The following is a 15,106-nucleotide window of genomic DNA, read 5'->3' as shown; positions in this document are numbered from 1 at the left end:
TATTCACCGTTAGCATATTATATCTTCCACCAGCGCACCACTACATAATGATAAATACAAACTACCTTAACCACGAGGGGATATTATACTCCGGCAAAGGCTCCACACTATAAGTATCTCTCCTGTCGCTCCCTTTTTTGCAGGTGATCTCATAGAAACCCCACTTATCATTTTTATCCGAATAAAACACAGTATATTTATCAGTATTAAAACCAAAATATTTTTCGCTTTTATTCTTCACTTCCAATTCACCGCACTTTGCTTCATTGCGCCATTCATGGTTGATGGTCTTTTTTAGCACAAAATAAGCGACATCACCAATCAACACAGGAACAAGCAGAAACAAAAACATAGACATAATAAAAGCACCTGTTAATGTAAAGATTCGATACCCTTTTGCTTTATCACCGTAACGCAGAAATAGCCCATAGCAAATAGGTTGTGATAACCACAGGAAAAACATAAGAAATGCGGTGGCTTTCCAACAATATTCTAACCATGGAGAAGAGGATAGCTCCAGATTACTGATTTGCCAGAAAATACTGGCAGAGTAACTACTAGTAAAAACAAAAACACCTGAAAATGCGGTAACCGCCAAGCCGATTACCTTAAAGGTTTTTGCTGTATTATTTCTGGCAAAATCTAAAATAGTCAAAATGCTACTAATGAGGATAGAGACTGAAAATAAAATAGCTAACCAATACGTTATGGTGTTGACAAACACATTAGCAGACAACAACAAAAGCAAAAAAATTGACCATGCAGTTAGCGATAGAATACCAGCAAACCGAGTCAATAAATGATCATTGTCTGTGCGTACAAAGAAACTGATATATTCCCTAATTCGATTTTCTTGAGTGCAAGAGAATATTAGAATAGATACAAAGAGAAATGCAACCAGGTAACTTTTTAAAGGAACTTTATAGGGGATTAAATAGATTGCGATCACGCCATAGACAATCACCGCAGAATCTAATTTTTTCTGTTTAAAATGTTTAAGAAAGGATCTCCAAATCTTAATAACTTCCATATTAAAACCTTATATGTTGGGTACAGCATTCACGAATTCATCTAAAACAGAGACTTAACACCAATAATGCACACAGAGTGTAATGATTTCATCTGATTTTGTGTGTAGAATTTGCGCATCGCTATTCGATGAGAATCCCCAATGGCTGACCTGAACCTGAGTACCCTGACGGAAGCAGACATCATCACCAAACGCGTTATGCCCGCCATCCTGAAAGCTGGCTGGGATAACACAACGCAAATCAGACAAGAGGTCAAACTCCGGGACGGTAAGGTCATCGTGCGCGGCAAAGTCGCGGCGCGTAGAACGGTGAAATCTGCCGATATCGTGCTGTACCACAAATTAAACATGCCGCTGGCGGTGATCGAAGCTAAAGCCAATAAACATGAAATCGGCAAAGGTATGCAGCAGGCGCTGGGTTATGCGCACCTGCTGGACGTTCCTTTCGTCTTCGCTACCAATGGCGATGGCTTTATCTTCCATGATAAAACGGCAACCGGCGCGATTGAGCGAGAAATTACCCTCGACGAATTCCCAACGCCTGATGAATTGTGGCAAAAATACTGCCAGTGGAAAGGGTACACCGCCGCGCAAATGCCGATCGTCACCCAGGATTATTACAACGACGGCAGCGAAAAGCGGCTGCGCTACTACCAGCTTCAGGCCATCAACAAAACGCTGGAGGCTGTGTCTAACGGGCAAAACAGATTATTACTGGTCATGGCGACAGGAACCGGTAAAACGCTGACGGCGTTTCACATCATCTGGCGTTTATGGCGGTCAGGCGTTAAAAAACGCATCCTGTTCCTGGCAGACCGAAACGTCCTTGTTGACCAGACCCGACTTGATGACTTTCAGCCTTTCGGCTCCGCAATGACCAAAATCACCGGGCGCACTCTCGACCCCGCTTTCGAAATCCATCTTGCGCTCTATCAGGCGTTAACCGGCAATGAAGAGCATCAAAAAGCGTTTAAGCAGGTTTCGCCGGATTTCTTTGATCTGATTATCATCGACGAATGCCACCGAGGCAGCGCCTCTGAAGACAGCGCCTGGCGTGAAATTCTGGATTATTTCAGCTCCGCCACACAGATTGGTATGACCGCCACGCCGAAGGAAACTCACGAGGTCTCCAATAGCGACTACTTTGGCGATCCTATTTACACTTATTCGTTGAAAGAAGGGATCGAGGACGGATTCCTCGCTCCTTACAAAGTGGTTCGTGTCGATATTGATGTTGATTTACAAGGCTGGCGACCCGTGCGCGGCCAGAGCGACCTCAACGGTGAACTGATCGATGACAGAATCTATAACCAGAAAGATTTCGACCGCACGATGGTCATCGACGAGCGGACTGAACTGGTGGCGAAAACCATTACCGATTACCTCAAACGCACCAATCCGATGGATAAAACCATCGTGTTTTGCGAAGACATTCCGCATGCTGAACGTATGCGCCGGGCGCTGATCAACCTCAACCCGGAGATGGTAAAACGTAACGATAAATATGTGATGAAAATCACCGGGGATGACGAAGAAGGGAAAGGCCAGCTGCAGAATTTCAGCGACAAGAAAAAAGAATGGCCGGTGATTGTGACCACCTCAGAACTCATGACTACTGGCGTAAACGTTAAGACCTGCAAACTGATCGTGCTGGACCAAACCATCCGCTCAATGACTAAATTTAAACAGATCATTGGCCGGGGTACCCGCATCGAACAAGACTACGGCAAACTGTGGTTCACCATTCTTGATTTCAAAAAGGCCACTGAACTGTTTGCCGACGAGCGCTTTGACGGTATCCCGGAAAAAGTGATGGAAGCCACGCCAGATGACATTTCGGACCCGGACTCCGGCTTCAACGAAACGCTGGAGGAAGAAACGCCTGACGTCTTTGCCGACGAGGATATCAACGGGGCAGACGAAGATCCGGCCACCTACACCACCAGCACGATGGGCGGCTCCGGCCCGTTACCGGAAGAGGAAGACAACCGGGTCCGTAAATTCCACATTAACGGCGTCACCGTTGGTGTGGTCTCGCAACGCGTCCAGTATTACGACGCCGACGGCAGGCTGGTCACCGAATCCTTCAAAGATTACACCCGCAAAACCGTGCTCAAAGAGTGCGCCTCACTGGATGATTTTGTCCGGAAATGGCAAGATGCTGACCGCAAAGCGGCGGTGATCAAAGAGCTCGAATTACAGGGCATCCTTTGGGATGTTCTGGCGGAAGAGGTGGGCAAAGATCTTGACCCGTTCGACATGCTCTGTCATGTGGTGTATGGTCAGCCGCCGCTCACGCGCAAAGAGCGCGCAGACAATGTTCGCAAGCGTAATTATTTCACCAAATATTCCGATGCCGCGCAGACTGTACTCAGCAATTTGCTGGACAAATATGCCGATGCGGGCGTGGAAGAAATCGAGAATATTCAGGTGCTGAAGCTCAAACCGTTCGACCAGATGGGCACTCTGCAGGAGATCATCACCGACGGCTTTGGTGACAAAGGCACCTATATGCAGGCAGTGAGTGACCTGGAAAGCGAAATTTACCAGCTTCCTCCCCGCTCCGCCTGAACATCCTGATTACGCCACCTGCGGCCCGTCTGCCGCAGGTGGCTTTGTTTTTTTATAAAGGGACGACCCCATGTCAATCAGCTCGGCTATCAAATCATTACAGGACATCATGCGCAAAGATGCAGGCGTCGATGGCGACGCACAGCGTCTGGGTCAGCTCTCCTGGTTATTGTTCCTGAAGATCTTCGACGCCCAGGAACAGGCGCTGGAAATCGAGCAGGAAAAATACAGGCTGCCGATGCCGGAGCGCTACCTGTGGCGCAACTGGGCGGCCGATAACGAAGGGATCACCGGCGATAAACTGCTGGCGTTCGTCAACGACGACCTGTTTCCGACGCTAAAAGATCTGCCCGCGCAGATAGATATCAACCCGCGCGGCTATGTGGTTAAGCAGGCGTTCAGCGATGCCTACAACTACATGAAAAACGGTACCCTGCTGCGTCAGGTGATCAACAAGCTGAACGAGATCGATTTTACCCGCGCCAGCGAACGTCATCTGTTCGGCGATATCTACGAACAGATCCTCCGGGATCTCCAGGCGGCGGGCAACGCGGGTGAATTCTACACCCCACGCGCCGTGACCCGTTTTATGGTCGAGCGCGTCGATCCGAAACTCGGCGAATCGATTATGGATCCGGCCTGCGGCACCGGCGGCTTCCTCGCCTGCGCGTTTGATCATGTTAAAAATCATTATGCGCACACGGTCACCGACCACCAGCTCCTGCAAAGACAGATCCACGGCGTGGAGAAGAAACAGCTACCGCATCTGCTTTGCACCACCAATATGCTGCTGCACGGCATCGAAGTGCCAGTACAGATCCGCCACGATAACACACTGAACAAACCGCTCTCCTCCTGGGACGAGCAGATGGATGTGATTATCACCAATCCCCCGTTCGGCGGCACCGAAGAAGACGGCATCGAGAAGAACTTCCCTTCCGATATGCAGACCCGCGAAACGGCGGATCTGTTCCTGCAACTGATTATTGAAGTGCTGGCGAAAAACGGCCGCGCGGCGGTGGTGCTGCCGGACGGCACGCTGTTTGGCGAAGGCGTGAAAACCAAGATTAAAAAGCTGCTCACCGAGGAGTGCAACCTGCACACCATCGTGCGTTTGCCGAACGGCGTGTTTAACCCGTACACCGGGATCAAAACCAACCTGCTGTTCTTTACCAAAGGCCAGCCGACCAAAGACATCTGGTTCTACGAGCACCCATATCCGGCGGGCGTGAAGAACTACAGCAAAACCAAGCCGATGAAGTTTGAAGAGTTCCAGGCCGAGATCGACTGGTGGGGCAACGAGGCCGACGGCTTCGCCAGCCGCGTCGAAAACGAGCAGGCGTGGAAGGTCAGCATCGACGAGGTAATTGCCCGCAACTTTAACCTCGATATCAAAAACCCGCACCAGGTGGAAACCGTCAGCCACGATCCGGATGAACTGCTGGCGCAGTACGCGAAGCAGCAGGAAGCAATCCAGACCCTGCGCCACCAATTGCGCGATATCCTCGGCGCGGCGCTCTCCGGTAAGGAGACCAACTGATGGCGGTGGAAAAACTGATTGTCGACCATATCGACACCTGGACCACGGCGCTGCAAACCCGCTCCACGGCGGGGCGCGGCAGCTCGGGGAAGATTGAGCTGTACGGCATTAAGAAGCTGCGCGAGCTGATTCTTGAGCTGGCGGTGCGCGGCAAGCTGGTGCCGCAGGATCCGAACGACGAACCGGCATCAGAGCTGCTAAAACACATTGCGGCGGAAAAAGCCGAGCTGGTGAAGCAGGGGAAAATTAAAAAGCCCAAGCCGCTACCGGAGATTAGCGAGGAAGAGAAACCGTTTGAGCTGCCGGCGGGGTGGGAGTGGATAAAGATTAGTGAAATTGGTCATGATTGGGGACAAAAAACGCCTGATGAAGATTTCACTTACATTGATGTCGGCTCGATAAATAAAGAGTATGGCATTATTGAAGAGCCATCTATTCTTTCAGCAAAAGATGCACCATCCCGAGCAAGAAAAATTGTTCAAAAAGGAACCGTCATATATTCAACTGTGCGCCCATATTTATTGAATATAGCGATCATTGAGAGCGCCTTCTCCCCAGAGCCGATCGCTAGCACAGCCTTTGCTATTATTCATCCTTACACCGCGATGAATGCTAATTTCATATATTATTATCTACGCTCTCCTGTATTTATTAATTATGTTGAAAGTTGTCAGACAGGAGTTGCCTATCCGGCAATCAATGACAAGCAGTTCTTTTCTGGGATAATCGCAGTTCCGCCGTCATCCGAACAGGCTCGCATAACTAAAAAAATTAAAGAACTTATGTCCCTCTGCGACCAACTGGAACAGCACTCACTGACCAGTCTGGACGCCCATCAACAGCTGGTTGAAACCCTGCTAACCACGCTAACCGACAGCCAGAACGCCGATGAACTGACCGAAAACTGGGCGCGAATCAGCGAACATTTCGACACGCTGTTTACCACCGAACCCAGCATTGAGGCCTTAAAACAGACCATTCTGCAACTGGCGGTGATGGGCAAACTGGTTCCGCAGGATCCGAACGACGAACCGGCCTCTGAACTGCTCAAACGTATTGCGCAGGAAAAAGCGCAACTGGTGAAAGACGGGAAAATTAAAAAGCAAAAACCGTTGCCACCGATTAGTGATGAGGAAAAACCGTTTGAACTGCCGGATGGGTGGGAATGGTGCCTATTCGAAGACGTCGTTGATATTCAAAGCGGTATAACTAAAGGAAGAAATTTAGCCAACCGAAAGCTGATTTCAATCCCTTATCTACGTGTGGCTAACGTTCAGCGTGGTTATCTTGACCTGTCAGAAGTTAAAGAAATTGATATCCCTGAGGAAGAGAAAGATAAATATCATGTTATTAAAGGCGACCTTTTAATAACAGAAGGTGGTGACTGGGATACTGTGGGTAGAACAACTGTGTGGTGCCATGATTGGTATATAGCAAATCAAAACCATGTTTTCAAAGGAAGAATTATAGGACAAGACATTGATCCTTACTGGCTTGAGACATACATGAATAGTCCTTACTCAAGAGATTATTTTGCTAGTGCAAGCAAGCAAACAACCAACTTAGCATCCATTAATAAGACTCAGTTAAGAGGTTGCCCTGTAGCAATCCCTCCAAGTAGTGAAGCAGAAAAAATCATGCTCAAATTGAATGATTTTAATGAATTATGTGAAAAACTTAAATTACAAATTCAATCCGCCCAACAAACCCAGCTCCACCTGGCCGACGCTCTCACCGACGCCGCCATCAATTAACTCGCCCCCAGAAATCAATAAAGCGGCTAAATAGCCGCTTTATTCCCATCACCAGAAATAATCCATCCCCATATCCACGCCGTTATTTTCATTCATTTTCAGCTGGACTTTCCTTCTATTCCCTGATGATATATACAGGTATTTAGCGCGATGCCGTCGTGTTGGCGCACGGCGACATCGCTAACCACAACCCCTATTGGAATAGGAATAGAGATCATGACTACCCCGCATTCTATTGCAGAATTCACCGATCCAGAAGTCTCCCCAACAAATAACCGCGCCGCCACCGTCAGTTATGCGAGCCGCTACCCGGAATACACCCGTATTCCCGCCATTACCCTGAAAGGCCAGTGGCTGGAAGCCGCCGGTTTTACCACCGGCAGTAAAATGGATATTAAGGTGATGGAAGGCTGCATCGTACTGACCGTGAAACCACCAGAGCCTGAGCTGGTTGAGTCTTTACGGCAAGTAAGCAAGCTGTCAGTACGTAAACAAAAGCAAGTTCAAACGTTTATCCGCGTGATTTCTTCTAAATAGGCAGGAAACCCAGGTGCGATTTAATTCGTACCTGGGTTGCAGTATCAGACATCAATCTCGTCTGTTGCTGTCTCTAATTCAGCAACATCATCCTGACTAATATTTTTCCCCATTGCCTCTTCGATCAATTTCAGCAATTGTTTTTTTCGATCGGCAAAAAATGCCTCGAAACTATCCTGCCGTAACAGCGAAGGCTCAATAAAGTGGCTGCGTAGGATCGCATCCATCTCGGCATTCTCCAGACCTACCTGCGGATGCGTCTGGATCTGCGACAGATACTCAGCCGGAGATCTCCCACCAATCATTCGATTGGCCTTATAGGAGATTGATGTTTTATTAATGATAGAGTTATACACTGCTGGACTAATATTATTAGTTTCGCACCATATCTTTGGGAAAATATGGTGAATATCGAGTGCAATCTCACCATAATCTAACTTTTGGATCGTCGACTTCCAGAAAAAGTCTTGAGCACCATTGCGTAGGATCAACACGCTTAGCGCTTTATACGCGGCGCTCAATCGGGAGCGTAACGTCAATAAACGCCCGGGCTGGAATGATGCTTCATAAATGGTACGCGGTTCTTCACCGTCCCTCTCAATCCAGTTTAGTAACTCTTCCACATCGTTTGCGATACGTGTTTCTACCGCGCCGCCGTACAGTTCCCCCAGGACACCGCACCAGAACCAGCGCGCCAGTTTGTCATAAATTTTGGGCTCCAGCCAATTGCCTTGTAATTGCGATAATACTGCCGCCAGCGGCACAAGCTGCGTACGATAAGGAAGATCCCATGAGTGCATAAAACATTCATGATGGAGAAATTTAGCGGCAAGTAAGAAGCCTTTTTCCACATCGTCGGCCCAGCAATGATAATCTTCAAGAGAAAGCGCTAATACTGAAACTCGTTTAGCACTTACTGCAGTAACTGATTTCCCTGTCTTCCCTTCGGCCAGATCGGCACGCCGTTTTTTTAGCGTATTCAATATGCTGATAGCCTGTAAAAAGTCAGTCGGCTCTACGCCCTGTAGGATAGCTTCTTTATTCAGTACATTTCGGCGGCCAAATTTTTGACGCAAATTACTGCCAAACCAGTCATCCCGAAGATTAAACCCATCAGCCGCAAAACTGGCGGTCACCAGTTCAAATACGGATAGTGGAACACCACCGGTATTAACCTTTTCAAACACCAGGCAAACGGCCTCTTTGCTAGTTGATTTACCCAATTTAATAACAGGCAGCAAATAGTTCCTAAAGGCATTCAGAATTTTTTCACGGAACTGCATATAAGTGAAAAATTTTTCTTGTGAACACTTATATAAATGACTTTCCCATGCATCAGAGTTGATAATTTGGTTACAAGGGAAAAATAATGCTTCGCACTCTTTTTGCACGGTAGAAAAATCCATTTCAACCGTTTCTCCAAAGGAGTTAACAAAAGTTTTTATATCACGACCAAAATTCATCGTTACTTTTTTAGACTTTTCAACAGAAATAAAAGCTTCATCAAGCCTATTGTCCAGAGCGGCCTCAATATCAATATAATAAAAACGGTCTATCTGCTTTCCTTTCTCGTTAAAAGTCTTAACGGGCGTATCCAGCATCAGGACTTGAGTCAAGGACGTTAAACGTTGCTGGCCATCCAGAATCAACATCTCAGGCTCGGTTTTCTGCAATTCTACATTTTCAACTGGACGCACCTGGAAGCGAACTTCTCCCCCAGTCTCCAGCAGCATAACCGCACCAACGGGAAAAGAACGGGCAATACTGACCAGCAAAGACCGGACATGCTCATCATCCCATACCCACCCTCTCTGGAAATCTGGCAACTGTACCCGTCCATCAGTAATCTGCCCCAGGATATCTTTTAAAGCAATTTTCGTCGTGTCAAACGTACTCATTCTGGCGCTCCTGCCATTTTCTCTTTTCAAATTAATAAATTACCACAAATAACATATCCTCAGACTCAATTTTATGCTTTCTGATTCTACTCTGTGCAGTATCATACCCGGTAATATGAAATTCAGGAGGGATCCATGAGCGATATCCAGCTTTTCCGCCTCGGTGGCGGGAAAGTACAAGAACTGCCGGGCAAAGCCGCAGCCATTGAAAAAGATCTGCAAATGCTGATCGAATCCCATATGGAAACGTTCCTTGGCGTCCGCTTTCTCGAGACCGAATACCGCACGGGTAAAACCCATCGTGGGCGAATTGATTCCCTCGGCCTCGATGAAAATAACTGCCCGGTGATTATTGAATATAAGCGCCACAGCAATGAAAACGTCATTAACCAGGGGCTGTTTTATCTCGACTGGCTGCTCGATCATAAAGCGGAATTTCAGTTGCTGGTGATGGAAAAAATAAGTAAAACCGCGGCTAAAGCCATTGACTGGTCCGGCACACGGTTAATCTGTATTGCCGCCGATTTTAATAAATACGACGAACATGCCGTTCAGCAAATCAACCGCAATATCAACCTGATTCGCTACAAGCTTTTTGCCGACGACCTGTTAATGCTGGAACTGGTTAACGCCGTGGTCGAAAATAGCCCTCAGCACATCATCGCGAACGGTTCCGTCAGCAGCGGTAAACGCCATACCCGCACGCAGCGCGAACAGCTCTCTTCGGCCTCTCCCGCGCTGCTTTCATTATATGAACAGCTAAAAAGCTATGTGCTCTCACTCAGTGATGAGGTTCAGTTTAAAGAGCTTAAGCTCTATGACGCCTTCCGCCTCATTCGCAACTTTCTGTGCGTAGCCGTTTATCCCGTGACCGACCCACACCTACGCCTGTGGCTGAAAATCAATCCACAGCATATCCAGCTTGAAGAAGGATTTAGCCGGGACGTCACAAACATTGGCCACTGGGGAACCGGCGACGTCGAATTGATTGTGCGTAACGAACATGATCTGGATAAAGCCAAACTGCTGATCGAGAAAGCCTGGCAGGAAAATTAGCGTTCCAGGATACCCGCCTACTGGAGAGGTTAAGATAAGATTATCCAGCCTTTCCAGTTTTACTGGCTCTTATCTGTTATTCCACATCCTTCCTTTCCAACCCAATATCCTTTAACTGCTCGTCACTCATTCGTCGCAGCGCCTGACAGGCCCGCTTACGCAGCCACCACCTTTTTAGCGCCCGTCTGAGCTGCACAAAGCCAATGAATGGTTGTCTGGGGCGGTTCTCGTAAAATTCCATACCGGCCTCCGCATAGAACAGAAAATGCGGGCATCATGAATGTCTGTACAAACAATATCGGGATAAAAAGCACGGTTAGTGCAACGTGGATAAATAAGGAGGGCGATTGAAGGTGTTTTGTTCGCTTATTTCGTTCTGATTTAAGATCCGCGTCCTTCGCTGCAAAAAAGCCAGGCCCCTCCCGTTTTCAGAGGGGCAACAGGGATTAGCGGCGCACCACTACCAGCTTCTGGTTCACAAACTCCTTAATCCCCAGATCCGATAGCTCGCGTCCGAAGCCCGAACGCTTAACGCCGCCGAACGGCAGCTCCGCTGCGGTGTCGGTCAGCCAGTTGATATAAACCATCCCGGTTTCAATCCGGGAGGCCATGCGTTTAGCACGCTCAATATCCTGACTAAACACCGCACCGCCCAGGCCGTAGTGGGAATCGTTGGCGAGTTTTACCGCCTCGTCATCGTCTTTCACCACATACATCTGCGCCACCGGGCCGAAGAACTCTTCAAAGTACGCCGGGTTGTCACGCGTAATGTGGGTCAGAATGGTCGGCTCAAAGAAGTTGCCTTTGCTTTCCAGCGGCTTGCCACCAACGTGCAGCGTCGCGCCATTTTTCACCGCTTCCTCGACCTGTCTGGTCAATGTTTCCAGCGCATCTTTCGACGACAGCGGCCCCAGTTCGGTAGAAGCGTCCATCTGATCCCCCACCTTCACCTTCCTGAACGCCTCGGTGAACTGGCTGAGGAATTGATCGGCGATTTTCTCATGCAGGATAAAGCGCTTCGCCGCCGTACATACCTGCCCCGCATTAGTGAGCCGTGCCTGCATGCCAATTTTCACCGCTTTCTCAAGATCGGCATCGTCCAGCACGACGAACACATCGTTCCCGCCCAGTTCCAGCGTCGATTTTTTAATGTGCTTCGCCGCCTGTGCCGCCACGGCGCTCCCCGCTTTTTCAGATCCGGTCAGCGCCGCGCCCTGCACGCGCGGGTCGGCGATGATATTCGACACCTGATCGGAGGAAATAAACAGGTTGGTCCATGCGCCTTCCGGCGCGCCGGCTTCACGCACCAGATGGGCAAATGTCTCGGCGCAGTGCGGTACGATGCTGGCATGTTTCGCCAGCACCGGGTTACCAGCGGCCAGGTTCGGCGCCAGCACACGCATCAACTGATAGTACGGGAAGTTCCACGGCTCAACAGCCATGATGACGCCAATCGGATGATGTTCTACCCACGCGTCGCCAAACTCGGTTTTATAAGGCACCGGGGCAAGAAACTGCTTCGCGTTATCCGCATAATAGCGAGCGATCTGCGCACACAGTTTGACTTCGCCACGGCTCTGCTCGATGAGCTTGCCCATCTCCTGGCTGGCGATTTTTGCCAGTTCTTCAACACGGCTGTCGATCAAGTCAGCCAGCTTATGCAGTACCGGCAAACGTTGGTCAATCTCTCCCCTGGACCAGTCGGAGTGATAGAGCGCGTCAGCTTTTTGCAGCGCGGCTTCAATATCCGCGTCCGTGTGCGGGGGATACTCTTTAATGAGCTGATTATTGGCAGGATTCACTGTCTGGTAAGCCATATCACATGTCTCCTTGTTATCGTCATTAAGGCAGCCGGAAATGCCGCTCAGAACAATAAGGGTAGTAGAGATGGCTGGCGCTATCGGTAAAGTTCGGTATATTCGTGCGGTTATCAGCGATAATTATAGAGAGCGTTGCCCGGCGGGCACCGGGCCTGCAACATTCAGACTGGAACCGCGTTAGTGGCTAACATCCTGAAGCTCTTCAGCCGTAAGGCCGGTGAACCGCTGGACAGTCTCGCGGTCAAGTCCGTCCGCCAGCATCTGTCTGGCGATACGCAATGCGGCAACATGCTGACCTTTTTCCAGCCCTTCCTCCAGACCGACCTGTCTCCCTTGCCGTTCCCCTTTTCTGCGATCCGCTGCGCGGATCCTCTCTATCAGCGTCATCAGTCTCTCCTTAGTGTGCGGGACATGCCCTACCACATCACGAATAAACGTGGTGAAACGAGGCGTATGTCCGTGCTGAATCATAAGATAATTAAACAGCGCTTTAAGCTGCCTGTCATTAGCGCAACCAGTAACTAACAGCGAAGCAATTCGTTCAACCAGTCCCAGCAGGTCGCGCTGGCGGATATGTTTTTGGATGAGCTCCAGCAGCGCAATGCGGCGGTGCTGCATAATGTCATCATCCGATACCACCGTAATGTCGACCAGCGGAAAGGCAGCGGCATAGAGTCTTCTTGCCACTTCCGGGTTCGCAAACTCATCCAGCCAGCACAGCGAAAAAGGATACGGGCTATCAACACCGTGATAAAACAGCATCGGCACCACCAGCGGAAGATGCTTATGCCCCGCATCCAGATGCTGTTGCATTGCCGCCATCGCATACCGCATCAGCCGAAACGCCATATGCGCATCCGGCGTGCTCTGATGTTCAATCACGACGTAAATATAACCGTCGCCCTCGCGCGTTTTCAGCGACCAAAGCACATCGGAATAATAGGCTCGCAGATTTTTTTCAATAAAACTGCCGGGTTCCAGCTTTAGCGTCCGCAGGTCGCAAAGCTGGCGTAACGACACCGGCAGATGAATCTCCATAAAATCGCGGGCGGTTTCCGGGTGGCGCAAAAAGGTTTTAAACACCGCATCATGCGGTGTTGAGGTCGTCGATTTTTTCATGGCGCTCCGTCACCCCAAACCAAAATGCTGCGACTCTACCTCCTGAAAATTCCTTTCTCATCCGTACCTTTTCAGCATTGCGAGGCGCGACGGAAGATAAATCCTGTTATCTGTAATACACATGCATTTTCGGAACTGAACACGCAAAATGCCAGTCTGCGCGCCCTGCCTTTATCTTTATTAACCAGACAAACTCTTTTGATTAACATCAAAATTTAATTACACTTAATGTGTATATTTTCCGTGCAACGTAAATTTCCCGAGGTGTGATGTGCTGATTGTTATCTGTAATCGCCACACGTTCTGACGAGATTCAGAACGCGTCTCTTCCTGTCTGTGTTTTCACCGGCAGCGTTTTTGATTACATGAAATTCAGTACATCCGCAGCCGCTGTTTCCATCGCCTGCCTGACGTCACGATGACGGTATTGAGTTTCGCTATCCCATCATGGGGTTCTCCGACATGGAGCGCATTTTTTATGCAACGGATTATTCAGTTTTTCTCCCAACGCGCCACAACGTTATTTTTCCCGATGGCGCTGATTTTGTACGATTTTGCCGCCTATCTGACGACGGATCTGATTCAGCCTGGCATCATTAACGTCGTGCGCGATTTTAATGCTGACGTCAGTCTTGCGCCGGCCTCGGTCAGTCTCTATCTGGCGGGAGGAATGGCGTTGCAATGGCTTCTGGGGCCGCTATCCGACAGGATTGGCCGCCGGCCAGTGCTGATTGCAGGCGCATTAATTTTTACTCTCGCCTGCGCGGCAACGCTGTTGACGACCTCAATGACGCAGTTTCTGGTTGCCCGTTTTGTGCAGGGCACCAGCATTTGCTTTATCGCAACGGTCGGCTACGTCACGGTACAGGAGGCCTTTGGTCAAACCAAAGCCATTAAGCTGATGGCGATTATTACCTCCATTGTGCTGGTCGCTCCGGTTATCGGCCCGCTCTCCGGCGCGGCGCTGATGCACTTCGTTCACTGGAAGGTGCTGTTCGGTATTATTGCGGTGATGGGACTGTTGGCGTTGTGCGGCCTGCTGCTGGCGATGCCAGAAACGGTGCAACGCGGCGCGGTGCCGTTCAGCGCGGTGAGCGTACTGCGCGATTTTCGTAATGTGTTTCGCAACCCGATTTTTCTCACCGGGGCGGCGACGCTGTCGTTGAGCTACATCCCGATGATGAGCTGGGTGGCGGTGTCGCCGGTGATCCTGATCGATGCCGGCGGGATGAGTACTTCGCAATTCGCCTGGGCGCAGGTGCCCGTATTCGGCGCGGTGATCGTGGCCAATATGATCGTTGTGCGCCTGGTGAAAGATCCGACCCGACCGCGTTTTATCTGGCGCGCCGTACCAATCCAGTTAAGCGGGCTGGCGACATTGCTCCTCGGTAATCTTCTTCTGCCGCACGTCTGGCTTTGGTCTGTGCTGGGCACCAGCCTGTACGCGTTCGGCATTGGCATGATTTTCCCGACGCTGTTTCGCTTCACGCTTTTTTCCAACAACTTGCCAAAAGGGACGGTTTCAGCCTCGCTGAACATGGTGATTCTGACGGTGATGGCGGTGTCGGTCGAAGTTGGCCGCTGGCTGTGGTTTCACGGCGGGAGACTGCCGTTTCACCTGCTGGCAGCGGTGGCCGGGGTGATTGTGGTCTTCACTCTGGCGACACTATTACAGCGCGTGCGCCAGCATGAGGCGGCAGAACTGGCCGCTGAGAAGTAAACACTCTGCCGGATAGAGGCTTATCCGGCACAGGATAATCTGATGTTTTTTGCACGTTCCT

General features: G+C 49.7%; 12 protein-coding genes. 7 read left to right on the top strand and 5 right to left on the bottom strand.

Going from position 1 to position 15,106, the window contains the following annotated elements; translation table 11 throughout:
* Positions 1–61: 61 nt before the first annotated feature.
* Positions 62–1,030, bottom strand: a complete 969-nt coding sequence (locus tag J4613_RS07725) for a hypothetical protein (protein WP_111742490.1) — start codon at positions 1,028–1,030, stop codon at positions 62–64.
* 141 nt (positions 1,031–1,171) lie between these two features.
* On the opposite strand from J4613_RS07725, the gene J4613_RS07720 reads away from it, so the two are divergent.
* The 4 genes from J4613_RS07720 to symE all read left to right on the top strand — a co-directional run bounded on the left by J4613_RS07720 (position 1,172) and on the right by symE (position 7,432).
* Entirely contained in the window at positions 1,172–3,601 is a 2,430-nt protein-coding gene (locus J4613_RS07720; protein WP_000774451.1) for a DEAD/DEAH box helicase family protein, read from the top strand.
* 70 nt (positions 3,602–3,671) lie between these two features.
* The gene (locus J4613_RS07715; protein WP_000028346.1) at positions 3,672–5,141 is read left to right on the top strand and encodes an N-6 DNA methylase; all 1,470 of its coding nucleotides are present in this window, start codon (positions 3,672–3,674) and stop codon (positions 5,139–5,141) included.
* Positions 5,141–6,895 carry a restriction endonuclease subunit S gene (locus tag J4613_RS07710; RefSeq protein WP_111742491.1) on the top strand — a complete coding sequence of 585 codons (1,755 nt, stop codon included), beginning with the start codon at positions 5,141–5,143 and terminating at the stop codon, positions 6,893–6,895. The genes J4613_RS07715 and J4613_RS07710 overlap by 1 nt, the downstream gene beginning before the upstream one ends.
* A gap of 216 nt (positions 6,896–7,111) precedes the next feature.
* Complete coding sequence (gene symE / locus J4613_RS07705; RefSeq protein ID WP_001736427.1) at positions 7,112–7,432, top strand: endoribonuclease SymE; 321 nt, start codon at positions 7,112–7,114, stop codon at positions 7,430–7,432.
* 44 nt (positions 7,433–7,476) lie between these two features.
* Here symE and J4613_RS07700 read toward each other — a convergent pair whose 3' ends face one another.
* Entirely contained in the window at positions 7,477–9,330 is a 1,854-nt protein-coding gene (locus tag J4613_RS07700; protein ID WP_017465685.1) for a DUF262 domain-containing protein, read from the bottom strand.
* Positions 9,331–9,465: 135 nt separating this feature from the next.
* Between J4613_RS07700 and J4613_RS07695 the strand changes: the two genes are divergently transcribed.
* Positions 9,466–10,386, top strand: coding sequence for a DUF5655 domain-containing protein (locus J4613_RS07695; protein WP_111742492.1), 921 nt, complete (start codon positions 9,466–9,468; stop codon positions 10,384–10,386).
* Positions 10,387–10,462: 76 nt separating this feature from the next.
* On the opposite strand, the gene yjiS is transcribed toward J4613_RS07695, so the two are convergent.
* A complete protein-coding gene (gene yjiS, locus J4613_RS07690; protein ID WP_000397915.1) occupies positions 10,463–10,627 on the bottom strand; it encodes a DUF1127 domain-containing protein YjiS in 165 nt (54 codons plus the stop codon).
* On the opposite strand from yjiS, the gene J4613_RS07685 reads away from it, so the two are divergent.
* Positions 10,594–10,737 (top strand): hypothetical protein, encoded by a 144-nt coding sequence (locus J4613_RS07685; RefSeq protein WP_001541460.1) that lies wholly within the window; start codon positions 10,594–10,596, stop codon positions 10,735–10,737. The two genes, yjiS and J4613_RS07685, sit on opposite strands and share 34 nt — an antisense overlap.
* A 95-nt stretch (positions 10,738–10,832) precedes the next feature.
* Here J4613_RS07685 and J4613_RS07680 read toward each other — a convergent pair whose 3' ends face one another.
* Positions 10,833–12,203 carry an NAD-dependent succinate-semialdehyde dehydrogenase gene (locus J4613_RS07680; RefSeq protein WP_111742493.1) on the bottom strand — a complete coding sequence of 457 codons (1,371 nt, stop codon included), beginning with the start codon at positions 12,201–12,203 and terminating at the stop codon, positions 10,833–10,835.
* Positions 12,204–12,383: 180 nt separating this feature from the next.
* The gene (locus tag J4613_RS07675; protein ID WP_111742494.1) at positions 12,384–13,325 is read right to left on the bottom strand and encodes an Rpn family recombination-promoting nuclease/putative transposase; all 942 of its coding nucleotides are present in this window, start codon (positions 13,323–13,325) and stop codon (positions 12,384–12,386) included.
* Between the two features lie 478 nt (positions 13,326–13,803).
* Between J4613_RS07675 and mdtM the strand changes: the two genes are divergently transcribed.
* A complete protein-coding gene (mdtM, locus tag J4613_RS07670; protein ID WP_001188918.1) occupies positions 13,804–15,045 on the top strand; it encodes a multidrug efflux MFS transporter MdtM in 1,242 nt (413 codons plus the stop codon).
* Positions 15,046–15,106: the final 61 nt, after the last annotated feature.

The sequence above is a fragment of the Salmonella sp. 32020114201800008SM genome, assembly GCF_017572025.1.
GTDB classification, from domain to species: domain Bacteria; phylum Pseudomonadota; class Gammaproteobacteria; order Enterobacterales; family Enterobacteriaceae; genus Salmonella; species Salmonella enterica.
The sequence above is the reverse complement of the archived record's forward strand: the minus strand, read 5'-3'. Positions and strand labels throughout refer to the sequence as shown.